Annotated in this window: 26 protein-coding genes; 13 read left to right on the forward strand and 13 right to left on the reverse strand. The window is 34.1% G+C overall.

The genetic code is table 11. The annotated features are described in order from the left end of the window. Window positions 1-5: 5 nt before the first annotated feature. The 5 genes from lepB to RMO83_RS11140 form a co-directional block, all read right to left on the reverse strand. On the reverse strand, window positions 6-1706 hold the full coding sequence (lepB, locus tag RMO83_RS11120; RefSeq protein ID WP_310559757.1) for a signal peptidase I: 1701 nt from the start codon (window positions 1704-1706) through the stop codon (window positions 6-8). Window positions 1707-1778: 72 nt separating this feature from the next. Then, entirely contained in the window at window positions 1779-2480 is a 702-nt protein-coding gene (gene dapB / locus RMO83_RS11125) for a 4-hydroxy-tetrahydrodipicolinate reductase (protein ID WP_310559758.1), read from the reverse strand. 45 nt (window positions 2481-2525) lie between these two features. Then, complete coding sequence (locus tag RMO83_RS11130; protein WP_310559759.1) at window positions 2526-3086, reverse strand: DUF5683 domain-containing protein; 561 nt, start codon at window positions 3084-3086, stop codon at window positions 2526-2528. Further along, on the reverse strand, window positions 3086-4015 hold the full coding sequence (locus RMO83_RS11135) for a ParB/RepB/Spo0J family partition protein (protein WP_310559760.1): 930 nt from the start codon (window positions 4013-4015) through the stop codon (window positions 3086-3088). Before RMO83_RS11135 ends, RMO83_RS11130 begins: the two co-directional genes overlap by 1 nt. Before the next feature lie 4 nt (window positions 4016-4019). Next, window positions 4020-4787 (reverse strand): AAA family ATPase, encoded by a 768-nt coding sequence (locus RMO83_RS11140; protein ID WP_310559761.1) that lies wholly within the window; start codon window positions 4785-4787, stop codon window positions 4020-4022. 234 nt (window positions 4788-5021) lie between these two features. Here RMO83_RS11140 and RMO83_RS11145 point away from each other — a divergent pair, with 234 nt between their 5' ends. The 4 genes from RMO83_RS11145 (at window position 5022) to RMO83_RS11160 (ending at window position 10086) form a co-directional block, all read left to right on the forward strand. Continuing rightward, a complete protein-coding gene (locus RMO83_RS11145) occupies window positions 5022-6140 on the forward strand; it encodes a glycosyltransferase (RefSeq protein ID WP_310559762.1) in 1119 nt (372 codons plus the stop codon). After that, a complete protein-coding gene (locus RMO83_RS11150) occupies window positions 6137-7204 on the forward strand; it encodes a glycosyltransferase (RefSeq protein ID WP_310559763.1) in 1068 nt (355 codons plus the stop codon). Before RMO83_RS11145 ends, RMO83_RS11150 begins: the two co-directional genes overlap by 4 nt. Before the next feature lie 6 nt (window positions 7205-7210). Then, window positions 7211-8569, forward strand: a complete 1359-nt coding sequence (locus tag RMO83_RS11155) for an O-antigen ligase family protein (RefSeq protein ID WP_310559765.1) — start codon at window positions 7211-7213, stop codon at window positions 8567-8569. A gap of 122 nt (window positions 8570-8691) precedes the next feature. Beyond that, the gene (locus tag RMO83_RS11160; RefSeq protein ID WP_310559766.1) at window positions 8692-10086 is read left to right on the forward strand and encodes an exopolysaccharide biosynthesis polyprenyl glycosylphosphotransferase; all 1395 of its coding nucleotides are present in this window, start codon (window positions 8692-8694) and stop codon (window positions 10084-10086) included. On the opposite strand, the gene RMO83_RS11165 is transcribed toward RMO83_RS11160, so the two are convergent. Continuing rightward, entirely contained in the window at window positions 10087-11223 is a 1137-nt protein-coding gene (locus RMO83_RS11165; protein ID WP_310559768.1) for a DUF4105 domain-containing protein, read from the reverse strand. An 11-nt stretch (window positions 11224-11234) separates the two neighbouring features. Next, window positions 11235-12221, reverse strand: coding sequence for a PorV/PorQ family protein (locus RMO83_RS11170; RefSeq protein ID WP_310559782.1), 987 nt, complete (start codon window positions 12219-12221; stop codon window positions 11235-11237). A 275-nt stretch (window positions 12222-12496) separates the two neighbouring features. On the opposite strand from RMO83_RS11170, the gene RMO83_RS11175 reads away from it, so the two are divergent. Both RMO83_RS11175 and RMO83_RS11180 read left to right on the forward strand, forming a co-directional pair. Further along, on the forward strand, window positions 12497-13207 hold the full coding sequence (locus RMO83_RS11175) for a CDP-alcohol phosphatidyltransferase family protein (protein WP_310559769.1): 711 nt from the start codon (window positions 12497-12499) through the stop codon (window positions 13205-13207). Between the two features lie 8 nt (window positions 13208-13215). Continuing rightward, entirely contained in the window at window positions 13216-14079 is an 864-nt protein-coding gene (locus tag RMO83_RS11180) for a glycoside hydrolase family 25 protein (RefSeq protein ID WP_310559770.1), read from the forward strand. On the opposite strand, the gene RMO83_RS11185 is transcribed toward RMO83_RS11180, so the two are convergent. The 4 genes from RMO83_RS11185 to RMO83_RS11200 form a co-directional block, all read right to left on the reverse strand. Further along, on the reverse strand, window positions 14080-14346 hold the full coding sequence (locus tag RMO83_RS11185) for a hypothetical protein (protein ID WP_310559771.1): 267 nt from the start codon (window positions 14344-14346) through the stop codon (window positions 14080-14082). It lies immediately after the preceding gene. Window positions 14347-14408: 62 nt separating this feature from the next. Then, window positions 14409-15149 carry an LPS export ABC transporter ATP-binding protein gene (gene lptB / locus RMO83_RS11190; protein WP_310559772.1) on the reverse strand — a complete coding sequence of 247 codons (741 nt, stop codon included), beginning with the start codon at window positions 15147-15149 and terminating at the stop codon, window positions 14409-14411. Between the two features lie 79 nt (window positions 15150-15228). Then, the gene (tatC, locus tag RMO83_RS11195; RefSeq protein ID WP_310559773.1) at window positions 15229-16050 is read right to left on the reverse strand and encodes a twin-arginine translocase subunit TatC; all 822 of its coding nucleotides are present in this window, start codon (window positions 16048-16050) and stop codon (window positions 15229-15231) included. Then, complete coding sequence (locus RMO83_RS11200) at window positions 16050-17015, reverse strand: KpsF/GutQ family sugar-phosphate isomerase (RefSeq protein ID WP_310559774.1); 966 nt, start codon at window positions 17013-17015, stop codon at window positions 16050-16052. Before RMO83_RS11200 ends, tatC begins: the two co-directional genes overlap by 1 nt. Before the next feature lie 88 nt (window positions 17016-17103). Here RMO83_RS11200 and RMO83_RS11205 point away from each other — a divergent pair, with 88 nt between their 5' ends. After that, the gene (locus RMO83_RS11205) at window positions 17104-19299 is read left to right on the forward strand and encodes an ATP-dependent DNA helicase RecQ (protein ID WP_310559775.1); all 2196 of its coding nucleotides are present in this window, start codon (window positions 17104-17106) and stop codon (window positions 19297-19299) included. A gap of 72 nt (window positions 19300-19371) precedes the next feature. Here RMO83_RS11205 and RMO83_RS11210 read toward each other — a convergent pair whose 3' ends face one another. Next, complete coding sequence (locus RMO83_RS11210) at window positions 19372-19605, reverse strand: hypothetical protein (protein WP_310559783.1); 234 nt, start codon at window positions 19603-19605, stop codon at window positions 19372-19374. Between the two features lie 86 nt (window positions 19606-19691). Between RMO83_RS11210 and RMO83_RS11215 the strand changes: the two genes are divergently transcribed. The 6 genes from RMO83_RS11215 to RMO83_RS11240 all read left to right on the forward strand — a co-directional run bounded on the left by RMO83_RS11215 (window position 19692) and on the right by RMO83_RS11240 (window position 26678). Further along, a complete protein-coding gene (locus RMO83_RS11215) occupies window positions 19692-20744 on the forward strand; it encodes a DUF2891 domain-containing protein (protein ID WP_310559776.1) in 1053 nt (350 codons plus the stop codon). A gap of 33 nt (window positions 20745-20777) precedes the next feature. Then, window positions 20778-22340, forward strand: coding sequence for an FAD-dependent protein (locus tag RMO83_RS11220; RefSeq protein ID WP_310559777.1), 1563 nt, complete (start codon window positions 20778-20780; stop codon window positions 22338-22340). Window positions 22341-22432: 92 nt separating this feature from the next. Continuing rightward, window positions 22433-23563: a tRNA guanosine(34) transglycosylase Tgt gene (gene tgt / locus RMO83_RS11225; protein ID WP_310559778.1), complete on the forward strand. Its 1131-nt coding sequence runs from the start codon at window positions 22433-22435 to the stop codon at window positions 23561-23563. Window positions 23564-23647: 84 nt separating this feature from the next. Further along, complete coding sequence (locus RMO83_RS11230) at window positions 23648-24736, forward strand: LptF/LptG family permease (protein WP_310559779.1); 1089 nt, start codon at window positions 23648-23650, stop codon at window positions 24734-24736. Beyond that, window positions 24723-25607: a DMT family transporter gene (locus RMO83_RS11235; protein WP_310559780.1), complete on the forward strand. Its 885-nt coding sequence runs from the start codon at window positions 24723-24725 to the stop codon at window positions 25605-25607. The genes RMO83_RS11230 and RMO83_RS11235 overlap by 14 nt, the downstream gene beginning before the upstream one ends. A 117-nt stretch (window positions 25608-25724) precedes the next feature. Continuing rightward, window positions 25725-26678, forward strand: coding sequence for an acetyl-CoA carboxylase carboxyltransferase subunit alpha (locus RMO83_RS11240; protein WP_310559781.1), 954 nt, complete (start codon window positions 25725-25727; stop codon window positions 26676-26678). A 71-nt stretch (window positions 26679-26749) separates the two neighbouring features. Here the strand turns inward: RMO83_RS11240 and RMO83_RS11245 are convergent. After that, the coding region (locus RMO83_RS11245) for an IS3 family transposase (protein ID WP_310558707.1) at window positions 26750-26855 on the reverse strand (106 nt) is incomplete at its 5' end.

The raw sequence follows: 26855 nt of genomic DNA on the forward strand, positions 1-26855 counted from the left end.
AACATTTATACTTTATTTGCTTTTCTTTTTTTCCAAAAATACTCACCTACAAAAAAGGCAACCAAAGCAATCAAGAAAAATTGGAAATAAGATTGTGGTTGTCCGTCACCGCCGACTGTGGTAAATAAGCGTTCCCATCGAATTTTTCCCAATCCTTTGCCATTGGTATCCCAACTCATCCAGATAAAAACAGGTTTTCCAACGATGTGATCTTCTGGAACGAAACCCCAATAACGACTATCTTCAGAGCGATGACGATTGTCTCCCATCATCCAATAGTAATTTTGCTTGAAAGTGTACGAATTGGCAATTTCACTATTTATTTTAATGGTTTGTCCGTTGTTTTCTAGAGTGTTGCCTTCATAATTTACAATTATTCTTTTGTAAAGCGGTAGGTTTTGTTGGTTTAATTGAACTGTTTTCCCTGTTGAAGGAATGGTAATAGGACCAAAATTATCCACTGTCCAATTGGTATTGTGCGGAAAAATTCCTTTGTCGAAAGCGGCTGTTTTTTTAGCAATAAATCGTACAACAGAATCTATGGAAGCATTTTTTCGCAAATCTTCAGCGCCTTTTAAAGTAAGATTTACATCGTTTTTCGCTTCATAAACTTCTTGAGCATAAATCCCAGAACTTTCAATTACTTTCAACGGAATTCCTGTAAAACCAGTCATTACAGTAAATGATTTATCTTGGTTTTGTGAAGCATTCAATATATAAGGTTGAACAGCATTTATTTGTTCCTCACTGTTTGGTTTCAAAATGTAAATTCTATTGAATTCGGTTGAACCCGTCGTTAATAAAACCTCGCTCGAAACTCCTTTTGCAGCGTACACTGTATGTTGGTATTGCGGTTTTGCTCTTTCTGGAAGGACTAATTGTTTTCCGTCTATATACACAAAACCGTCTTTTATTTCTAAAATATCACCCGGAGTTCCTTGACATCTTTTTACATAATTCGATTTTTTATCGATGGGTTTAGTTACCGCTTTTCTTCCAGATTTATCAAAGAACCGATATACAGTATCGACAGGCCAATTGAAAACTACAATGTCATTTTTAGCAATTTTCTGGAACGAGGGTAATCTAAAATAAGGTATTTGTGGCCAGTTTAAATACGATTTGCTTTTTGTCAATGGAATAGAATCGTGAACCATTGGCAAAGCCACCGAAGTCATAGGAACTCTTGCTCCGTAATTCATTTTACTCACAAACAAAAAGTCACCAACTAATAGAGATTTCTCTAATGATGAAGTTGGAATAGTGTAGGGTTGAATGAAATAAGTATGTACAAATGTAGCAACAATGACAGCAAAAAGTAACGAACTTACGGTGTCTGCCGCTTTGTTTTCAGGGTTCAAACTTCTATCAGAAACGTAATTTAACTGTTGGGTGTAATTGATATAGTAAATGTAAAAACCCAAGGTGATAATTCCTAGAAAGGTGTCTAAAGAAGATCTTTTTCCAAAGCTTCTCAAGGTTTCAACCCAAATAACAGGGAACATTATTAGGTTAATGATTGGAATGAAAAATAAAACGGTCCACCAAGTTGGTCGACCAATTATTTTCATCAAAACAATAGCATTATACACTGGAATAGCTGCTTCCCAACGTTTTCTACCTGCCGCTTCATAGATTTTCCAAGTTCCCAAAAAGTGGATTATTTGTACTAGTAAGAAAAATACAAACCATTGATATGCTGTCATAATTATTTTGTTTAAAGTTTAAAGTTTAAGGTTGTTCAACTTGGAACTTTAAACCTTAAACCTGAAACAAGTTTACTTTAATTCTAATACGTCTCTCATTGTAAAAACCCCTTGTTTTCCGACAATCCATTCGGCTGCAATTACAGCTCCAAGTGCAAATCCGTCACGATTATGAGCGGTGTGTTTTATTTCGATGGTATCAATGCCAGAATTGTAAGTTACAGTATGTGTTCCTGGAACATTGCCAATCCTTTTTGCTTCGATGTGAATTTGGTTGGATTCAGGAGTTTCCATTGTCCAATTGGTGTAATTACTGTTTTCAATAACTCCTTTTGCCAAAGAGATTGCGGTTCCGCTTGGTGCATCTAGTTTTTGAGTGTGATGAATTTCTTCCATATTTACAGTGTAGGAATCAAACTTCGACATCATTTTAGCCAAATATTCATTGAGTCCAAAGAAGAGATTGACACCCAAACTAAAGTTGGAACTAGAAATAAACGCTCCTTTTTTTTCATTGCAAAGAGCTTCCATTTCGTCATAACGGTCTAGCCAACCTGTGGTTCCTGAAATAACAGGAACATTGGCATAAAAACAGCTCGAAATATTTTCAACAGCAACTGCTGGAATGCTAAAATCAATGGCAACATCGGCATTCGAAAGTCCTTCATAGGTATTGAATTCATCTTTTTTCAAAACAATTTCGTGTCCTCTTCCTAGCGCAATTCTTTCGATGGTCTGTCCCATTTTTCCATATCCTAAAAGTGCAATTTTCATTCGTTGTAAATTTATTGTTTATATCCCTTTTAGGGATTTGTGTGTTTAAAAATTATAATTAAACGTTAGTGCAACATTAGCCTTATATGTTACATCATTCCTATAAATATCTGGCCTTACAGATAAATTTTCATTTACGTTAAATTGTATTAAAGCAGCATCAACACTAGCGTCGACAATATTCAAAACATAAAAACCAACAACAAACAGAGCAGATAAATCTCTATTTCGTTGATAAAATTTCTGCGCCGCAATTAATCTATCGTTGTCATAATAACTAAATTTGTCGTCCGAATAGCCTTCTAAACGTCGTTTGTAAGCATCTCTATATTGATTGTATTTTTGATTACTGTCAATATAATAATACATACTGACTCCAATTGCTCCGTAAACGATAGGGACTTTCCAATATTTTTTGTTGTATGCCTGCCCTAAACCAGGAAGAATAGCCGAATAAAAAGCGGCCTTCGCTGGGGTTAATGGGTCTATGTCATTCGATTTCAAAGTATCTTTTGCAATTAGGGCTGCTTTAGTTTTCGCTTGTGAAAAAACAGGAGTATTTCCTATTGCAATAAGGAATAGTACTATGAAATAAATTTTATTCACTACCCTTTTATTAGTTTAATAATTCTGTTGAAATCTTCTTCAGAATGAAAGGGGATAGTGATTTTTCCTTTGCCATTACTAACCACTTTAACGTCGACTTTCGTTCCAAAATAAGAATTGAACCTGGTTTTTTTCGCCTCGTCAATTTCAAAAGAGGTTGTTTTTGCTTTAGCAGCTGGTTTAGCTCCGCTCTGTTCGGCTTCGCCTCGGGTTGGTTTTAGGCTTTCTTGGTAATTTTTGACTAATGTTTCTGTATCTCGAACCGATAGATTATTACTCACTATTTTTTGGTAAATATCGGCTTGAATGTCCTGATTTTCAATATTAATTATAGCTCGACCGTGCCCCATACTGATAAAACCATCTCGAATACCAGTTTGAATGATTGGGTCTAATTTCAAAAGTCTCAAATAGTTAGCGATGGTAGAACGTTTTTTTCCAACACGTTCACTCATTTGTTCTTGTGTTAACTGAATTTCGTCAATTAATCTTTGGTAGGAAAGTGCAATTTCTATGGGATCTAAATCGTGGCGTTGAATGTTTTCAACCAATGCCATAATTAAGGATTCATTATCGTTTGCAATTCGAATATAAGCAGGAACCGTTGTCAATCCGACTAAAGTGGAAGCACGAAGACGTCGTTCTCCCGAAATCAATTGGTATTTATTGAAGTCAAGTTTTCGAACAGTTATAGGTTGAATGACACCTAATTCTTTGATGGAAGTTGCTAATTCTCTTAATGAATCCTCGTTAAAATTACTTCTTGGCTGAAACGGATTGATTTCTATCGCCTCAATTTCAAGCTCAATAATATTCCCAACCACTTTGTCGGCATTTTTATCATTTACTGATTTTATATCGTTTTCCGGATCTTTCAATAATGCCGATAATCCTCTTCCCAAGGCTTGTTTTTTTAGTGCTTGTGCCATAAAATTATTTGCTGTTTTTCTTTATAATTTCGTGAGCTAATTGCAGGTAATTATTTGCTCCTTTGCTCGTTGCGTCATAGTTTATAATGCTTTCGCCAAAACTTGGTGCTTCGCTCAACTTCACGTTTCTCTGAATAATAGTTTCAAAAACCATATCGTTAAAATGTTTCTGAACCTCCTCGACCACTTGATTGGACAAACGCAATCTGGAGTCAAACATTGTCAAAAGCAATCCTTCAATATCTAAATCTGGATTATGAATTTTTTGAATACTTTTTATAGTATTCAATAATTTCCCTAATCCTTCTAGTGCAAAATATTCGCATTGAATAGGAATAATTACTGAATCAGCGGCAGTCAATGCGTTTAGAGTAAGTAATCCTAGCGATGGAGCACAATCGATAATAATAAAATCGTACTCGTTTTTGATACTTTCCAACGCTTTTTTAAGCATATATTCTCTTTCAGGTTTATCAACCAATTCGATTTCGATAGCCACAAGGTCAATATGAGAAGGAATCACATCAACATTTGGGGCAGAACATTTCACGACAGCCTCTTTTGGAGTATTGCTGTGTTCTATAATTTGATAAGTTCCAATTTCTACTGTATTGACATCAATTCCTAATCCTGAACTAGCATTTGCCTGAGGATCAGCATCAATTAATAACACTTTTTTTTCTAAAACACCAAGTGATGCTGCCAGATTTACTGAAGTTGTTGTCTTTCCAACACCACCTTTTTGATTAGCAATCGCAATGATTTTGCCCATTTATATATCTAAATTTTGAATGGTAAAAATACAATTAATTATGGTTTTTGAAAATCTATTTTGTTAACATTTGTTACTCTTTGATTAGCAGTAGTTTTTTTGATGGTTTCGTAATTTTACGAATGCTTTTATTTAATACTGCTATCTATAAAATTTAAATATGGGTGTTGATATTCATTAGATTTAGCAATACATTTACCGCAATAAATTTTATTTGCAACTTAGTACTTTATAATGACTTTTGCCATCATCACTCATGTGCCGCATATTCTAGATCAAAATCAATATTTCGCATATGCGCCTTATGTTCGCGAAATGAATGTTTGGTCAAAATACGCCGATAAAATACTTATTGTAGCTCCAAAATCTAAATCACAAAAAAGTCCTATTGAAATCAATTATGAGCATAGAAATATTGATTTTGTTGCCATCGAAAGTTTTGATATCTTAAGCGTAAAGGCAATTTTTAATACAATTTTTAGAATTCCAAAAATTAGTTGGCAGATTTATTCCGCTATGCAAAAAGCCGATCATATTCATTTGAGATGCCCTGGGAATATTGGTTTACTAGGAAGTATGGTTCAGATTTTATTTCCAAATAAAACCAAAACTGCTAAATATGCAGGAAATTGTGACCCAAAGTCTAAGCAGCCTTTAACGTACCGTTTGCAAAAATGGATATTGAGTTCTACTTTTTTGACACGAAATATGCAGGTTTTGGTTTATGGTGAATGGGAGGGAAGTTCTAAAAACATCAAGCCCTTTTTTACAGCTACATATCACGAATCCGAAAAATCACCAATTATTCAAAAGGATTTCAAAAGCCAAATTTGTTTTATTTTTGTGGGCGCTTTGGTTTCGGGAAAGCGACCTTTTTACGCCATTAAATTAGTTGAAATGTTACATAAAAAGGGATATAATGTTGCATTAGAATTGTTTGGTGAGGGCGTTGAGAGAGAAAATTTAGAAAACTATATCAATCAAAATAAAATAAACAATGTTGTTTCGTTGAAAGGAAATCAAACTCAGGATACTGTCAAAATGGCTTACGAAAGAAGTCATTTTGTTATTTTACCTTCCGAAAGTGAAGGCTGGCCAAAAGCAATTGCCGAGGGTATGTTTTGGGGCTGTGTTCCTGTTGCTACAAAAGTTTCTTGTGTGCCGTTTATGCTTGATTATGGCGACAGAGGCGTTTTGATTGCATTAGATTTGGAAAAAGATGTTTGTCAATTGGAAACTCTTTTGAAAGATGAAATCTTTTATAAAAAGATGAGCCGAAAAGCGAGTGACTGGTCTAGACAATATACTTTAGATGTTTTCGAAATGGAGCTAAAAGAAATGTTGCAATTATGAGAATACTTCAAATTATAGATTCTCTAGAAGCCGGAGGAGCAGAGCGAATGGCGGTAAATTATGCTAATGCGCTTGCGAATACAATTCAATTTTCTGGCTTGGTAGTAAGTCGAAAGGAAGGACCACTTTGGAGTCAAATAAATAACAATGTGTCCTATCTTTTTTTGAATAAAAAAAGTGTTCTTGATATTCAATCCGTTTTCAAATTTCGAAAATTTGTAATAGCAAATAAAGTAGAAATTATTCATGCACATAGTACGTCTTTTTTTTTAGCTTTTCTTTTGAAAATTACCTATCCAACTGTAAAATTGATTTGGCATGATCATTATGGAGACAGTGAATTTTTGAACAAAAGACCTTTTTTAGTATTGAATTTTGTTCTTTCATTTTTTAATGGAATTATTGCAGTAAACAAAAACCTAAAAATTTGGGCAGAACAGAAACTAAAGTTTAAAAATGTTGTTTATTTGCCTAATTTCCCATCCGTTGAGAATAAAATTTCAAAACAAACAATTTTGCAAGGAATTCAAGGAAAACGAATAGTATCTTTGGCTAATTTACGAGTTCAGAAGAATCATTTTTTATTGTTGGAAGTAGCCAAAAAAATTAAAGTCTCACATCCGGAATGGACATTTCATCTGGTCGGCAAAGATTTTGATGATGTATATTCTAATCAAATCAAATCGTTGATTTTAGAATATAATTTGAGCGATATAGTTTTTATCTATGGTTCTAGAAATGATATAAAAAATATTCTTAATCAATCAGAAATAGGAATTTTAACTTCGCAATCAGAAGGTTTGCCCGTTGCTTTATTGGAATACGGTTTATATGAAAAGTCAGTTGTAGTTACTAATGTAGGTGAAATGCCTCTAGTTATTAAGAGTGGAAAAAATGGCTATTTAATTAAAACAGGTTCGGCGCCATTATTTTATGCTGCATTAGTAAAATTAATTGAAAGTGATACATTACGTGCTGATTTTGGCACTAAGCTTGAAAAAACAATAGCAAATAATTATTCAGAAGAAGCCGTTTTACATTTGTATTTGAAATGGTTAAAATAGTATCAAATGACTAAAAATGAAATCTTATATCTCAATTTAATTCTATTTCATATTGGAGTAGGCTTTTTAATTTTTTTATTTCCAGCTCTTTCTCAATTATATGGCTATGCCATATTTATTTTGGCTACTATTTATATAATTAAGAATCAAAATAAGAATCACGAAGCATTAATGGCAGCTGCTTATGTCGTTGGAAGTGAGGTTTTTTTAAGGATGACAGGAGGAAATCCATTGTATGAAATTTCCAAATATGGAGTAATGGTTTTTATTTTTATTGGTATGTATTTCAGCGGAATTTCAAAAAACGCCACGCCGTATTGGATTTTTATACTATTGCTGATTCCGGGTGTTATTCTCTCTACATTTGTTTTGAATTTTGACACTAATATTAAAAATGCTATCGCGTTTAATATTTCTGGTCCTGCTTGTCTCGCTGTAGCGTCGCTCTATACATTTAAACGTACGGTGCTAATTGATCAAATGAATTCTATATTGCTTTGCATGGGTTTGCCGATTGTTACCTGCATGACATATCTTACCTTTTATACCCCAAATATTCGGGACACAATTACAAGTACGCAATCAAATTTTGAAACATCAGGGGGTTTTGGTCCTAATCAGGTTTCTACTATATTAGGATTAGGGATGTTTATTTTTTTTTCAAGAATTATTTTGGAATCGAGAACAAAATATATGCTTATCATCAATTTGCTAATCATGTTGAATATCAGTTATCGCGGTATTATTACTTTTTCGAGAGGAGGTATGATTACAGGATTTTTGATGATTGTCTTATTGTTATTTTTTCTCTATACAAAATCAAATTTTGCTGGAAGGATAAAACTAAATTATTTAATAGTTTTGTTTGCTGTAACGATGATTGCGACTTGGACCTATACTTCTTTTCAGACTAGGGGACTAATAGACAAGCGTTATGCTAATCAAGATGCTGCTGGAAGGGTTAAAGAAGGTAGATTTACAGGTAGGGAAGAAGTTGCCAAGGGAGAAATAGACGTTTTTTTAGATAATCCCATTTTCGGTGTTGGAGTGGGAAAAGGTGTAGAGGTTCGTTTTGACAAAACAGGAATTGCAACTTTGTCACACGATGAAATTACGAGGATGCTAGCTGAACATGGGACTTTGGGCATATTCGGTTTACTAATTTTGTTTTTTACACCACTTTTTTTGTATGTAGATAACAAGTTCAATATGTATTTACTGTGTTTTGTCGCATTTTGGTTTTTTACAATTAATCATGCAGCAATGCGTACAGCAGCTCCAGCATTTGTTTACTCATTATCTTTAATTAATGTATATTTAGTTGCTACACCAAAAAAAGAAGACCAGATACCTGTACAACCATAATAATTTTTTAGGATTATTTACACACTTACTAGAAAATTTTCAATTAGTTGTTGTTCTATCTTGATGATTTTACTGAATGTTTGTGTAAATTTGTGGTCTTTAATACTCAAATAAAGAAAGTAATGAATAAGAACAATAAAATACATTTTGAAGTCTCCGAGCGAAAAGTTTTGCTGAAGGTATTTGATGTAGTTTTTGTTTTGGGAGCGCTATATTTGGTGGGGCATTTTTTGGATTTGAAATATTTAAATGATTCAGTAAAATATAAGTATTATTTAATAATAATAGCTTTATATGTAACTAGTTTGGGAACAGTTTTCGAAATGTATAATCTACAAGTAGCTAGTAACCAATACCAAGTATTGAAAAGTGTTATTTTAACTGCTTCTTCTACTTTTTTTATTTATTTATTTACTCCGGTTTTATCAGCTGAATTGCCTAAAAACAGACTACAAATAATAGTATTTTATTTGACCATACTTTTTGCCTTAATTTTATGGAGGGTTTTTTACGTAAAATTTTTGGCCTCTAATCGATTTGTTCAAAATGTACTATTGGTGTGTAATCGCAATCAATTAGAAGAATTGGTAAATGATTTAGAAAAATCAGATCCTCATTATAGAGTTATTGCTTATGTAAACTACGATAGAGATAGTAATGATGTTCTGCAAAATGAAAATCTTCAACATATTTGGATAGATGATTTGGTTACGTTTGTCAATAAAAATAAATTATTTGAAATTATTATTGCTTCACAAAATAACGAAGATATAACTCCGAATTTGTATTTGCAATTGCTCCATTTATTGGAATCAGGGATGACAATTCGTGAGTATACGCAAGTGTATGAGGATAAAACACAACGGATACCTCTTCATCACATTACTCGAGATTTTTATAAATTTTTCCTATTTAATCGCAGTAATAACAATCAGTTTTACTTGTTGCATGTTCGAATAATGGAAACGATATTTTCCATCATCGGAATTGTTGTTGGATTACTACTAATGCCGGTTATAATATTGGGAAATGCACTCGGAAATCGTGGAAAATTATTTTACACTCAAGAACGAGTGGGCAAAAACGGTAAAATATTTCAGATATTGAAGTTTAGGACTATGATTAAAAATGCTGAGAAAGATGGAGCTGTTTTTTCGACTTCAAGTGACACCCGAATAACAACATTTGGAAAATTTTTACGCAAAACAAGAATCGATGAAATACCTCAATTCGTCAATATTTTAAAAGGGGAGATGGCCGTTATTGGACCACGACCTGAACGGCCATTTTTTGTTAAGGAAATCGCAGATATTATGCCTTTTTATGAAACGCGGCACGTTATAAAACCAGGACTAACTGGTTGGGCTCAAGTTAATTATTCCTATGGCGAATCTATAAAAGATAGTCTTATAAAACTACAATATGATTTGTATTATATAAAACATCGAAGCATCTTTTTGGACTTAAATATTACCATTAAAACTTTTAGTACTATTTTATTTTATAGAGGTCAATAATCAAATAACTACCGGAATACGTTTACTGTTTTTGTATATGATTTTAGCCAATAAAAATAGGCTTGTTAGCATCAGCGGAAGTACAATAAATAGATGTACTTTATTAATAATAATGAAGAAATAAACCCCGATCGAAATGACATTAAATACGGCCAGGTTAATACTCCATTTTTTGTTTTTCACTGCCACAAAATACATTAAAATTAGTAACATTGGGTTAAACAACAGTGTGTTATAATTATTTGACAGCTCTTGATGAAAAGAATAAAAACCAACGCTGGCGAAGAACACCCCTAAAAGACCCATAACTAAAAGATAAAAAATATCACTATATTTTTTGTTTAAAACTAGGATAAGTACAAGAAAAATTAGGTACGTGTAGATGTTATTCCACCAAGAATTTGGCATTTGTTTTTTGAATTCTAGTAAATTTGTACTTTCCTTACAAAGCAAATGATTTTTGAACCGAGTTTGTTGTAAACTTTTGTGAAGTTCAAATGGCAAAAAGATGTGATTGCTATATTCATCGACTTTTGTTCCAAAAATGATGCTTGTACCTAATTTTTCATAAAAGAAATTGTCAAAATATGGAAACAAAATACTTCTATACGTTTTGTCAGTGTCAAATTTCTTAGTGATTATTTTAGAGCCTAACGTTTTGTTCAGGATGTCCACAACCATCGAAGTACAGTTTTTATCAATAAATTTATAAGTATAATAACTTTCGCTTGACGCTAAAACGGTAGTCAAATTATCGAATAATTTTTGTTTATAAGCTAGCGGAATCATTAATTCTTGCTCGAAAACACTTCTTTGCTCAAACGTATATTGACTCATAAAGTCCGAAAAAGTATTGGCAACAGCAAAATATTGTAAATCGCCTTTGGCAAATTTTGCAACAAAATTAGGAGTTCCAAAATCAAAAGCGCCATAATTATAAACTACATCCAGATTGTTTTCTAAATCAGTAATTCTTATAGCGGTGTGTCCAAAAAGCGAATACGATTCGTTACCAGTATCGCAAGTAATCACGCTTGCACGAGCATTTTTTGACAATAAAATATTTTGTCCAAAGCAGTTCATCGATACAATTAGAAAGAACAACAGAGCTATTTTTTTTAATGAAAAGGATTTCATTTTAAATGATTTTAGTTTCTAAAAAGTCCCAAATCTACTTTTACCGAAAAAATATTCGAGTATAAAGCCGCACTTAGATTGCCTAAATTAGTCAAAGCATAGTCAATTTGGATGCCTTTGTATTTAAATCCCAAACCAATATTGGGCTGAAAACCTATTTTTTCTGAATTGTCAATTTGTTGAATTTTTTGAAAATTTCCTGCACCGGCTCTAAGGAAAACCAAGTCGGTATAACCAAATTCAAAACCTAAAGCAGGGTCAATACTCACAAAATCTGTCGAAATAATATCGTTTGTTTTGGCAAACAGCATATTGAGATTGGCTGCAGCCAAAATACTGTAGTCATAGCGAATAATAAACTTTTTAGACAAACCTAATTGTGCTTTAGGAGCTGTAATCTCGGTATTTTCAGGTAATTCCTGATTTTGTCCCGGAATAGCGTTAGCAATCTTTTTATATTCGACTTCGTTAATGCTCCAAACGTTATACGTAGTTGTAATATCCCGCAGCATCAAACCAAATTGCCAATCATTTTTTTCGAATTGCAATCCTGCATCAAATCCAAAACCCCAAGAACTGGCAAATTTTCCAATAATTCGATGAATCACTTTGGCATTTATACCATACTGAAATCCGGGAACTTGAAGTTTTCGTGCATAAGAAAAAGTAGCACCATAATCAGCAGTCGAAAATAGACTAATGCGATTATAATTAATATTACCTTGGCTGTCAATTAATTCAGTCGTATTCATAATATCATCAACCCCAAAACGAATCAAGGAAATGCCCCAAGAACTTTCGTCATCGATGCTATTGGCGTAAGCGATATAATCATATTGGGCAATATTAGCAAAATAATTTGCGTGCATCAGCGACAATTGGTGGTCTTCGAGATGCACCAATCCTGCTGGATTCCAATAACCCGAATTCACGTCATTGGTACTTGCAGTTGTTGCGTTTGCCATTCCTAAGGCTGCTGCATCGACACCAATATTCATAAACTCGTTTGAATATTTTCTTAAGGTTTGTGCAGGCGAACTGGCGCAAAGCAATAGGAGAAGGAAGAATAAGTTATTTTTCAAGATGAATTAGTTTGCCGACTCGAGGACATTTAAAATTTTTCCAAAAATATAATTTTTTACCGAGCTAATCTCTTTTTTAACAACCCTTTCAGAATTGTAGACTCGTAAAAAATAAATCTCTTTTAAAAACGCACTTATGATTGACTTATTATATTAAATTTGTGAACTTTGATAATCTAAACCATCTAAAAATGCAAATTAAAAGACATATACCAAATATCATTACGTTATTGAATCTTTTTTGTGGTTGTATTGCCCTCGTTTTTGCATCAGAGTTGAATTTTGAAATGGCTTTTTATTTTGTGAGTCTTGGTATTTTTCTAGATTTTTTCGATGGTTTTTTTGCACGGTTGTTCAAAGTAGCTGGTCCGTTAGGCTTGCAGTTAGATTCTCTCGCTGATATGGTTACTAGCGGAGTTGTACCAGGTTTTGTGATGTTTTGTATGCTAAAGCAAGGCCAAAATCCAGCAGATGGAAAGCAGATTATACCTTATTTAGGATTTATTATCACTTTAGGATCCTGCTACCGATTGGCAAATTTTAATATTGATACACGTCAAACCGATTCATTTATAGGTCTACCAACGCCCGCCAATACCCTTTTTATAATTAGTTTACCTTTGGTTATCAAGTATTCTGATTCGATGATATTTTTTGATATGTTGACTAACAACTGGATTTTGCTGGTGATTACTTTATTTAGTGCTTACATCCTGAATGCCGAAATCCCCTTATTTTCCTTAAAAATAAAAGATTTTACATTCAAGAAAAACGCGCTTCAAATTGTATTTTTGAGCTTATGTGTTATATTGTTGATTTTCTTTCAGTATTTGGCCATTCCTTTGGTAATAATTTCGTACGTTTTATTGTCCGTTATTAATAACAAATTTCTGAAAAAGTAGGTTACAGCATGAGGCAAAAAATAACCCGAAGCAAAACTACTATCCGAAGAAAACCTAGAAAGAAAGCTTCATTTTTCTGGGGAAAACTTCGTAAGTATTCAATAATTGGATTTTTTATCTTACTTTTTCTTGGAGTAGGTTATCATTATCGCGATGGATTGTTGTATTACCTCGGATTTAAATCCTATAAATTAAAGTACGAACAAGCTGAAGCCAAACGCATTTCGGATATTCGTAATTACCAAGTTTTAGAAAAACACAAAGGCAAAGCAATTGGGCTAGACTTATCAGAATATCAAGGAAAAATCGATTGGGATTTGGTCGAAAACATAGAAAACGAATATCCAATTGAATTTGTTTTTATTCGTGCCACCGCTGGAAAGGATAGAGAAGACGGTCAATTTGAAGAAAATTGGCTTGGTGCCAAAGAAAGAAAAATCATTCGAGGGGCATATCATTATTATCGTCCCAACGAAAATTCATTAGAACAAGCACAGCTTTTTATCAAAACGGTTCATCTGAAAAAAGGCGATTTACCGCCCGTTTTAGATATAGAAAAACTACCAAAAGGACAATCTTTAGACAGTTTAAAAATAGGGTTAAGGCGTTGGTTGAAAGCTATCGAAGCACATTATAAAGTAAAACCTATTATTTATACAGGGGAGAAATACTACGATGATTTTCTAAAAAAAGACTTCTCAGGTTATCTTTTTTGGATTGCCAATTATAATTTTTATCGAGAAAAAATAAAAGACGATTGGCTGTTTTGGCAATTCACCGAAAAAGCTACAATTTCCGGAATCAATGGCAATGTAGATGTCAATATTTATAATGGCGATGTTGGGCAGTTGCGGTTTATAACTATGGAGTAGTTATTTATTTCTCAATATCATAAAGTTTACAAAACCAAAAAATAAAATAAATCCAATCATAAAAAGCACCGCTTTTGGATTATCAAAGTTGATAGTTGTTCCCATCCATTCTACCTTTTTTGATATAAAAAGTCGTTTGTCTTCTTTGTTAAAATAAATGAAACCTCCAAATTTCCAGTTGTTAGGGTTGTTTTTCCATCTTTCTGAAGTTTCTTTGTCAGGATCATTGTCTCTCCAGTCTTCGGTTATTTTTTTGTTTGGATTCATTGTTCACTAATTTTAGTTGTTTTTCAAACTGATCACTCAAAAACTGACCACTGATTACTCTTTTAAAACTCCAATTTCTTCTTTCTCAATTCGAAATTCTGTCCTAAATAAACACGACGTACCATTTCGTCTTCGACCAATTCTTCAGGAATTCCTTCTTTCAAAATTCCACCTTCAAACATTAGATAGGTTTTATCGGTAATCGCCAAAGTTTCCTGAACGTTGTGATCGGTAATAAGAATCCCAATGTTTTTATTTTTTAATTGGGCTACTATACGTTGAATGTCCTCTACTGCAACGGGGTCAACGCCCGCAAATGGTTCGTCAAGTAGAATAAATTTTGGGTCGGTCGCCAAACAACGAGCAATTTCAGTACGACGACGTTCGCCTCCAGAAAGTAAATCGCCACGATTAGTACGAATGTGTCCCAAACTAAATTCTTCTATTAAACTTTCCATTTTTTGTTTTTGGGCTTCTTTGGAAAGTTTGGTGAGCTGCAAAACACTCAAAATATTGTCTTCGACACTTAGTTTTCTAAAAACTGAGGCTTCTTGAGCCAAGTAACCGATGCCTTGTTGCGCTCTTTTGTACATTGGAAATTCAGTTATATCTAAATCATCGAGATAAATGTTACCCATATTTGGTTTTACCAATCCTACAATCATATAAAAAGAAGTGGTTTTCCCAGCACCATTTGGACCCAAAAGTCCAATGATTTCGCCTTGATTTACTTCTACCGAAACGCCTTTTACAACACTTCTTCCTTTATATGTTTTTACTAGATTTTCGGCTCTTAACTTCATTTTTTGCTGGATTTATTTCAGCATCTCTGCTGGTATTCAAAATTCAAAACTCCTCACTATCAATTCAATCTTTCATCTTCTAACTTGCATCTTCCAACCTTTTTTTACTTTTATATACAATGGAGGATATGATTACGCTTAATTCAAAAATTATCAACATCGGAATGGCAACTATTGTCTGACTTACGACATCAGGTGGAGTTACAATTGCTGCAACTATCAGTACAATTACTATCGCATATTTTCGGTATTTTCTTAGAAATTCCGGCGTAACTAATCCTAGTTTTGTCAAGAAATAAATGATTATTGGCAATTCAAAAAACAACCCTCCCGCGATAACCGACGTTTTAAACATTCCAATATAAGAATCCAAAGTGAATTGATTTTTAACCATTTCGCTAACTGTAAATGTAGCCACAAAATTTACTGACATTGGGATGATTATAAAATAGCCAAAAAGCACGCCTAAAAAGAACAATAACGAAGAAATAAAGATAAAAAATTTAGCATTTTTCTTTTCGTTGGTATACAAAGCAGGGCTTATAAAACCCCAAATCTGCCACAATATGTATGGAAAAGCGAGTATAAAACCAGCCAAAAGACACATCCATACAAACATATTTACTTGTCCTTCCATCTCCGTATTCTGAATTATAAAAGGCAATTCTTCAACACAAATACTTTCGCCAAAATTCAATTGGTGCGACAAATCACAAAACCATCTGTAGGTATAAAAAGACGGTCTTGTTGGTCCAAATATGATGGTATCAAACAAATAATCACTTACAAAATAGGTTAGGAACGCCATTATGATTATGGCGATTGTGCTTCTTACTAAAAGCCATCTTAATTCTTCAAGATGGTCTAAAAAAGACATTTCTTTCAATTCCTTTTTCTCCATTATACGATTCCTTCTTTTAAAATATCATGCAAATGGATAATTCCTATATATTGGTCATTGTCGCTAACAATTAATTGAGTGATTGAAAAATCTTCCAAAATATTAAAAGCTTCAACAACCATTGCTGAAGATTGAACCATTTTTGGGTTTTTTGTCATAATATCTTTGGCTGTCAAATGCGAAAAAGTATCATTTTCATTGAGCATTCTACGAATATCACCATCGGTGATTACGCCTATTACTTTGTCATTTTCGACTACCGCCGCGGCTCCAAACCTTTTCTCTGAAATTTCAAAAATTACCTTTTTTATTGAGGCATCAGGACTTACCATTGGTTTCAATGAGTTTTCAATTAAATCTCTTACCTGAAGTAAAAGTTTTTTACCTAAAGAACCACCTGGATGGTATTTTGCAAAATCTTCACGAGTGAAATTTCGCAAATCCATTAAACACATAGCAAGAGCATCTCCCATAACGAGTTGTGCCGTGGTGCTGTTTGTTGGAGCTAGATTGTGTGGACAGGACTCAGCATCGACAGTGGTATTCAAAACATAATTGGATTCTTTTGCCAAAAACGAAGTCATATTGCCAGTCATCCCAATTAAAATATTGCCAAAACGCTTCACGATAGGAATCAGAATTTTTATTTCTGGACTATTACCACTTTTTGAAATACAAAGTATAATATCTTCTGGTTGTACCATGCCTAGATCGCCATGAATAGCCTCTGAAGCATGTAAAAAAAGTGAAGGAGTACCTGTTGAATTAAATGTGGCAACCATTTTTTGAGCAATAATGGCACTTTTTCCAATTCCCGTAACAATTAATCTTCCGTGAGAATTGAATAGGATTTGAGTGGCTTCGGCGAAGGTAATGTCAATATAATCAATTAGTTTTGCAATAGATTCACTCTCAGAAAGAATGGTTTTTTTTGCTAAAATCAATATATTTTCTTTTGTGTTCAAAGTAGAATTTTTTATAAAAATTTGTATGTATGAAAGAAAGTAGTATCTTTATGAAACGCAAATTTAGATAAAATACCATTAATAAATAATGAATTCAAACGAAATTGACATCCATAGAGAATTAAAGAAGTTTTTTGGCTTTAGCCAATTCAAAGGTTTACAAGAACAAGTCATCAAAAGTATTCTTAATAAAGAAAATACTTTTGTAATTATGCCAACTGGTGGCGGGAAGTCACTTTGTTATCAGTTACCAGCCTTAGTGCAAGGTGGAACCGCTATTGTTGTTTCCCCTTTAATTGCCTTGATGAAAAATCAAGTCGACGCCATTAGAAGCTTATCGTCTGAAAATGGGATTGCCCACGTTTTAAATTCATCACTTACCAAAACGGAAATTGCCCAAGTCAAAAAAGATATTTCTTCTGGTTTGACCAAATTGCTGTATGTTGCCCCAGAATCCTTGACCAAGGAGGAATATGTAACATTTCTTCAAACTGTGCCTATTTCATTTGTTGCCATTGATGAAGCGCATTGCATCTCAGAATGGGGACATGATTTTAGACCCGAATACCGAAATCTAAAACACATTATCAAACAATTAGGCGAGGTGCCTGTTATAGGTCTTACAGCTACAGCAACTCCAAAAGTTCAGGAAGATATTTTGAAAAACTTGGATATGATTGATGCAACAACCTATAAAGCATCTTTCAACAGACCTAATTTGTATTATGAAGTTCGCACAAAAACTAAAAATATTGAAGCGGATATTATTCGTTTTATCAAGTTGCATAAAGGAAAATCAGGAATTATTTACTGTCTAAGTCGCAAAAAAGTTGAAGCCATTGCTGAAGTTTTGCAAGTAAATGGAATTAGTGCTGTGCCTTATCATGCAGGTTTAGATGCAAAAACACGTGCCAAACATCAGGATATGTTTCTTATGGAAGATGTAGATGTTGTTGTGGCCACAATCGCTTTTGGAATGGGAATCGACAAACCCGATGTGCGTTTTGTAATTCATCACGATATTCCAAAATCATTAGAAAGTTATTACCAAGAAACGGGTCGTGCTGGTCGTGATGGTGGCGAAGGTCATTGCTTAGCCTATTATTCCTATAAAGATGTAGAAAAACTCGAAAAATTCTTATCCGGAAAACCAGTTGCCGAACAAGAAATAGGATTCGCTTTATTGCAAGAAGTAGTCGCTTATGCCGAAACTTCGATGTCAAGAAGAAAGTTTCTTTTGCATTATTTTGGTGAAGAATTCGACAATGAAACCGGTGAAGGAGGCGATATGGACGACAACGTCCGCAATCCAAAAGTGAAAGTTGAAGCTCAAAAACAAGTGGTTAAATTACTCGAAGTTGTTCGAGATACCAAACATATATATAAATCAAAAGAAGTGGTTTTTACACTTATTGGTCGTGTAAATGCAATGATTAAAGCACATCGAACTGATGTGCAATCGTTTTTTGGTTCAGGAACGAATCATGACGAAAAATATTGGATGGCTCTCTTGCGACAAGTATTAGTTGACGGAATGTTATCAAAAGATATCGAAACATATGGTGTGGTGAAAATCACTAAAAAGGGATTGGATTTTATCAAAAAACCAAGTTCTTTTATGATGTCCGAAGATCACGAATACAACGAAATTGAAGACGAAGCTATTATTTCGGCTGCTAAAGGAACTGGCGTTGCCGATGAGGTTTTGATGGGAATGTTGCGCGATTTACGCAAAAAAGTTGCCAAGAAACTAGGTGTTCCTCCGTTTGTAGTTTTTCAAGACCCTTCACTTGAAGATATGGCTTTGAAATATCCAATTTCGATGGATGAGTTAATCAATACGCACGGCGTTGGTGAAGGAAAAGCAAAGAAATATGGAAAGGAATTTATTGCATTAATCAATCAATATGTCGACGATAATGATATTATTCGGCCTGAAGATTTGGTTGTAAAATCGACCGGAGCCAACTCAATCAATAAATTGTATATTATTCAAAATATTGACCGAAAATTACCGCTCAACGATATTGCGTCAGCTAAAGGTTTGACAATGGAAGCTTTGATAACCGAAATGGAACAAATTGTAAATTCGGGTACCAAGCTAAACATAAAGTATTGGATTGATGAAATGCTAGACGATGATCAGCAAGAAGAAATTCACGACTATTTTATGGAATCGCATACTGATAATATTGAAGAAGCACTTAAAGAATTTGATGGCGATTATGATATTGATGAGCTACGTTTAATGAGAATTAAATTTATTAGTGAAGTTGCGAATTAGAAAAGTGTTCAGTGTTCAGTTTTTAGTAAACAGTCGGGTTGGATTGATCACCAAAAAACTGAACACTGATTACTAAAAAACTTCCCCACGATGCGGTTTTAAAGCATCACGAACTTGAATCATCGTTTTATCGGTTACAACCATAAAGGCAATTGCATACATTTCATTAAGGACTTCAAAACCGGTAATATTGGGTGATAATTTTTCTGCTAGGATATATTCCTTCAAATGAATTTCGTGATGCTCAGCTGTCTTTGCCGATGACGGACCACGAAAATCCCAAATCAATTTAATTTCTTTTGACAGTTCGCTGCCGCTAGTCTGTCTTGACATTGTTTACTAATGTTTTTTTCAAAGGTAACAATTTGTTAAATTTGGAAAAACTTAATACGATGAATTATCTAAAATATTTATTTCTTTTTATATCAATTGCTAATTTTTCTCAGGAACTTACTCTAGAAAAGGCAAATCATTTGGCTTCACTTCCTATTAAATGCCTTCAACAAGAATACCCTAATAAACTGGGACAGATGCTCATTGATAGCACGGAAATTCAAACGCCAAAAAAATTGCATCCTGCCTTTTATGGCTGTTTTGATTGGCATTCTTCTGTTCACGGACATTGGAGTCTGGTGTATTTACTAAAACATTTTCCAAATTTGGATCAGAAAAAGGATATTATCACCAAATTAAGCACAAATCTATCAAAGGAAAATATTCAAATAGAAATTGATTATCTTTCAAAAAATCATGAAAAATCATTTGAAAGGACATATGGTTGGGCCTGGATTCTAAAATTACAATTAGAATTAGAGAGCTTTAATGAACCCTTTGCTCAAGAATTAGCAAAAAATCTTAAACCATTGTCCAATTTATTAATTCAAAGATATTCTGATTTTTTACCCAAATTATTATATCCAATTAGGGCTGGAACACATGCCAATACTGCTTTTGGGATGTCATTTGCGTATGATTATGCTCTTTATTCTAAGAACGAAGTTTTGCAAAAAAGCATAAAAGAAAATTCAGTTCGATTGTTTCAAAAGGATCAAAATTGCCCTTTTAATTGGGAACCAAGTGGCACCGATTTTCTTTCACCGTGTTTGGAAGAAATGGGTTTAATGCAACGAGTTTTATCTAAAAATGATTTTTTAATGTGGTTGAAAAAATTCGCTCCCCAACTTTTTAATAAAAAATTCACTTGGGAAGTTGCAAAAGTTGCGGACAGAACCGACGGCCATTTAGTGCATCTTGACGGTTTAAATTTTAGTCGCGCTTGGAATTTGTATCATCTAATTCATCAGTATTCAAAGGAATTCGCCCATTTAAAACCATTGGCTGATCAACATTTTAATTTTTCATTACCTTCAATCGTAGATGGAAATTACGAAGGGGAACATTGGTTGGCGTCATTTGCTCTCAGAACATTTGAAGAAAAAAGATAATTTGATTTTCATACTTTTGCCAAAAATCATTTCATGCCACAAGAACTTCTTTTTCAAGTATCGCCAGAAATAGCCACAAATGAATTGTTGCTCAAACAACATATTTCCAAATTAATTCGGGTCGATACCAAAGAAATTCAACATATTTCCATTCTAAAACGTTCGATTGATGCACGCCAAAAAACCGTAAAATTCAATTTGAAAGTCACTATTTATTTGGTTGGTGAACCCATTCAAGAAGCAAAAATTGAATTGCCAGAATACAAAAATGTCGAACACGCTCAAGAAGTTATCGTTGTGGGTGCAGGTCCTGCTGGATTATTTGCCGCTTTGCAATTGATAGAATTGGGCCTAAAGCCAATAATTATTGAACGTGGAAAAGACGTTCGAGGTCGTCGTCGGGATTTAAAAGCCATCAATAGAGATCATATTGTCGATGAAGATTCCAATTATTGTTTTGGCGAAGGCGGAGCGGGAACCTATTCCGACGGAAAATTATACACTCGTTCCAAAAAACGGGGCGATGTAACGAGAATTTTAGAATTATTTGTGGCTTATGGAGCGTCACAAGATATTTTGGTTGATGCACATCCGCATATTGGCACTAATAAATTGCCGCAAATTATTCAGGATATGCGGGAAAAAATCATCGAAATGGGAGGCAAAGTCCTTTTCGAAACCCGATTGACCGATATCATCATCAAAAATAACGAAGTGCAAGGCATCGTGACCAAAAATGGCGACACGATTCTGGCCAATAAAATAATTCTTGCCACAGGACATTCTGCCCGTGATATTTTTGAATTATTAGACAGAAAACAAATTTTTATCGAAGCCAAAGCTTTTGCCTTAGGGGTTCGAGCCGAACATCCGCAGTCATTAATTGATAGCATTCAGTATAGTTGCGATTATCGGGGCGAACAATTGCCGCCATCACCTTATTCTATTGTGAAGCAAGTAGGAGGTAGGGGAATGTATTCTTTTTGTATGTGTCCTGGTGGAGTGATTGCGCCGTGTGCGACAAGTCCGGGCGAAGTGGTTACCAATGGTTGGTCGCCATCCAAAAGAGATCAAGCTACCGCCAATTCTGGAATCGTTGTCGAATTGAAACTCGAAGATTTTAAACCGTTTGCGAAATTTGGTGCTTTGGCTGGAATGGAATTCCAAAAAAGTATCGAACAAAAAGCTTGGCATTTGGCAGGGCAAACCCAAAAAGTTCCTTCCCAAAAAATGGTCGATTTTACCCAAAATAAAGTTTCGACGAATATTCCAAAAACGTCTTATGTTCCCGGAACGACTTCGGTAGAAATGGGCGAAGTTTTCCCAGGATTTCTTACCCAAATATTGCGAGAAGGTTTTGTGGAATTTGGTAAATCAATGCGTGGTTTCTTGACCAACGAAGCCGTTCTTCACGCGCCAGAATCCAGAACTTCCTCGCCAGTTCGAATTCCCAGAGATGCTGAAACATTCGAACACGTGCAAATAAAAGGTTTGTATCCTTGTGGAGAAGGAGCAGGTTATGCCGGAGGAATTATCTCGGCAGCAATTGACGGGGAGAAATGTGCGCTGAAGATTGGGGAGGTTTTGATTAAATAGTTATTCACTATTAAATAAAATTCTAATTCCTATCCCGAAGTGTCGGGACTAAATCTTAAATAAATTATCTTTGCGCACTCAAAAAACTATAAATGAAGTTTGATTTATTACAAAAAGATCCACATACCAAAGCCAGAGCAGGAAGTATTACTACGGATCACGGTGTTATTGAAACCCCAATTTTTATGCCTGTGGGCACCGTTGCTTCAGTAAAAGGAGTGCACCAACGCGAATTGAAAGACGATATTAACCCTGATATTATCCTCGGGAATACCTATCATTTGTACTTGCGTCCGCAAACTCAAATCCTTGAAAAAGCTGGAGGTTTGCACAAATTTATGAACTGGGATCGTAATATTTTAACCGATTCTGGTGGTTATCAAGTGTATTCGCTTTCGGCTAATAGAAAAATAAAGGAAGAAGGCGTAAAATTCAAATCGCATATCGACGGTTCTTATCATTTTTTCACTCCCGAAAATGTGATGGAAATTCAACGAACTATTGGTGCTGATATTATTATGGCTTTCGACGAATGTACGCCTTATCCTTGCGATTATCGTTATGCTCAAAAATCGATGAAAATGACACATCGGTGGTTGGATAGATGCATCAATCATTTGGATAAATTGCCTTTTAAATATGGGTATGAACAAACTTTTTTCCCCATTGTTCAAGGAAGTACGTATAAAGATTTACGCCAACAATCGGCTGAATATATTGCCAATTCAGGCCAACAAGGCAACGCTATCGGTGGACTTTCGGTAGGAGAACCAGCCGAAGAAATGTATGCGATGACCGAAATAGTTTGTGATATTCTTCCAGAAGACAAACCAAGATATTTAATGGGCGTGGGAACGCCAATCAATATTTTAGAAAATATTGCTCTTGGAATAGATATGTTCGACTGTGTGATGCCAACGAGAAACGCCAGAAACGGAATGTTGTTTACCGCCAACGGAACCATCAATATCAAAAATAAAAAGTGGGAAGACGATTTTTCGCCTGTCGATGAAATGGGACACACTTTTGTAGATACAGAATATACCAAAGCCTATTTGCGTCACTTGTTTGCCGCCAATGAATACCTTGGAAAACAAATTGCGACGATACACAATCTTGGATTTTATATGTGGTTGGTTCGTGAAGCCAGAAAACATATCTTAGCAGGAGATTTTAGAACTTGGAAAGAAATGATGGTTCGCAATATGAGCCAAAGATTATAGATAGGTTTAAGGAACTAGGTTTAGGGTTCTAGGTAATAATAATTTACCACTACCCAACCAAGACCCAACACCCAGTACCCAAAAATGTTGACAATACTAGACAAATACATCCTAAAGAAATACTTGACCACTTTTGCGGTGATGTTGGGTTTGTTTGCGCCTATAGGAATCGTAATTGATGTATCGGAGAAGATCAATAAAATGATTGAAAACAAGATTCCATTTTCGGAAATTTTGGTTTATTATTTTAATTTTACAATTTATTTTACCAATTTATTGTTTCCGATATTTTTGTTTTTATCGGTGATTTGGTTTACCTCAAAATTAGCCAATGACACCGAAATTATTGCCATTTTGAGTTCAGGAATTTCGTTTACTAGGTTTTTGAGACCTTTTTTAATTGGGGCTTCTATCGTTTCTGTTTTTATTTTATTGATGGGATTTTTTGTTGTTCCGAAAGCTAGTGAAGGTTTCAATAATTTTAGATATACCTACCTTAGAGGTGATGGAAAAGAAGCCATGAGAGGTCATGATACTGATGTATTTCGACAAATTAGTAATGACGAATACATTTATGTAAATAGTTTTGATGTCGTTTCGAAAACAGCTTATAATTTCACTTACGAAAAATTTACTAAAGATAAATTAGCCTATAAAATTTCGGCCACAAGGATACAATGGAATCCTAAAACGAAGAATTACACGATGTATGATTATGTTAAAAGAACCGTTGGCGGGCTAGACGACAAATTAGAGAAAGTCGACAAAAAAGACGCGAAATTTAATTTTGATTTGGAAGATTTAGCGCCTGTAGTTTATATCGCTGAAACCTTGAATCTGGGAAAATTGAACCAATTTATCGATAAAGAAAAAAAGCGAGGTTCTTCTAATATCAATGTTTATTTGGTGGTTTTGTACAAAAAATACAGTATTCCGGTTTCGGCATTTATTCTCACTATTATTGCAGTTGCGGTTTCGTCGATGAAGCGAAGAGGCGGAATGGGACTGAGTTTAGCCATCGGAATTGCAGTGGCTTTTTCGTTTGTATTTTTTGATAAAATTTTTGGAACATTGGCAGAAAAATCGACTTTCCCTCCGTTACTAGCGGTTTGGTTTCCGAATATCGTTTTTGGAATTTTAGCCATTTTTTTATTACGAAATGCAAAAAGATAGTTTAAAAAGTTATTTACATCTTCATTTAATTGTATTTATTTGGGGATTTACCGCGGTATTAGGTGCCTTAATTACGATCCACGCCGATGCTTTGGTCTGGTATAGAATGCTTTTTGCAGCAGTATTTTTATTCCTTTTTATTCTATTCAAAAAAGAATCTTTTCGAATTCCGATAAGAGAGTTTTTTAAATTAATTTTTGTTGGATTATTGATTGCTATTCATTGGATCTTTTTTTTTGAGGCAATTCATGTTTCAAATGTCTCTATCACTTTAGCGGTTTTTTCGTTAGGAGCTTTTTTAGCTTCAATATTAGAACCTATTTTTTACAAGCGAAAAGTACTTTGGTATGAAGTATTTTTTGGACTAGTAATTATTGCTGCGCTGGCTATGATTTTGCAAGTCGAAATGCAGTATTTCGCAGGTATGATGTTTGCTCTAGCTTCAATAATTATCGGAGTGTTATTTACATTGATGAACGGAAAATTAATTGAAAATCACGAGCCTTCAGTTATTACATTTTATGAATTTTTAGCAGGTGTATTTTTTATAACGATTTACTTTCTGTTCACTAATAAATTCAATGTCAATTTCTTTATTTTAACAGCGACTGATTGGGTTTATCTCCTTATTTTATCATCGGTTTGTACTGCTTATGCCTTTACGGCTTCCGTAAAAGTGATGCGAATTCTTTCGCCTTATACAATAATGTTGACTACTAGTTTAGAACCCGTATATGGCATTATTTTGGCCTATCTGATCATTGGCGAAAAAGAAAAAATGAGTGCTGAATTTTACATAGGAGCAGTTTTAATTGTAATTACGGTCATACTCAATGGCATACTAAAGCATTATCTTTCGAATAAAGAATAACTATTTTTAAGTAATTTCAATAGGTGTTTATTTGTAATTAGATGACAAATAAACGTTTTTCATAATTATAAATTTTATATTTGCACTTCAAATCCAAAACAAAAACTCATATACTCCATGGAATATTTAGATTTTGAACTTCCAATAAAAGAACTAGAAGACCAGCTAGATAAGTGTCTGATAATAGGACAAGAATCTGCCGTTGATGTGACAAATACGTGCAAACAAATCAACAAAAAACTTGAAGAAACCAAGCGAAAAATTTATAAGAATCTTACCGCTTGGCAGCGAGTTCAATTGTCTCGACATCCCAATAGACCCTACACTTTAGATCATGTAAAAGCTCTTTGTGGTGATACTTTTCTGGAACTTCACGGTGATAGAGGGTTTAAAGATGATAAGGCAATGATTGGTGGTTTAGGCAAAATTGCAGGACAATCATTCATGATAATTGGGCAGCAAAAAGGATTCAATACCAAAACGCGTCAATATAGAAATTTTGGAATGGCCAATCCAGAAGGCTATCGAAAAGCGTTGCGATTGATGAAAATGGCCGAGAAATTTGGAATTCCTGTGGTATCATTTATTGATACTCCTGGTGCTTTTCCTGGTGTTGAAGCTGAAGAACGTGGACAAGGAGAAGCCATTGCTAGAAATATATTTGAAATGATTCGTCTCAAAGTTCCTATTATTGTAGTTATTGTTGGCGAAGGAGCTTCTGGTGGAGCTTTAGGAATAGGCGTGGGAGACAGAGTTTATATGATGGAAAATACCTGGTATTCTGTTATTTCTCCCGAATCTTGCTCGTCTATCTTATGGAAAAGTTGGGATTATAAAGAACAAGCTGCCGAAGCCTTGAAACTGACGTCTGCGGATATGAAAAAACAAAAATTAGTGGATGATATTATCCCTGAACCTTTAGGAGGAGCTCATTTTGACAGAGAAACAGCTTTCAAAACAGTGGAGCAATATATTATGAAAGGATTCAATGAATTGAAAGACTTATCAACACAAGAATTAGTCGCTCAAAGGATGGATAAATACAGTAAGATGGGCGAATTCAAAGAGTAAAATCTTACAAAAAATAAAAAAATCCGATGCCTTATGGTAGACTGAACCCAAAAGTTTGGACAAATTTATAATTAATTTTGATAATAATGAGTTCGATATTGTATCGGGCTCATTTTGTTTAAATTTGACTTGATTCTGTCATTATTGTAATAATTTATATATTCATTTATTTCCTTT

Source organism: Flavobacterium sp., assembly GCF_031423415.1.
Lineage (GTDB): Bacteria > Bacteroidota > Bacteroidia > Flavobacteriales > Flavobacteriaceae > Flavobacterium.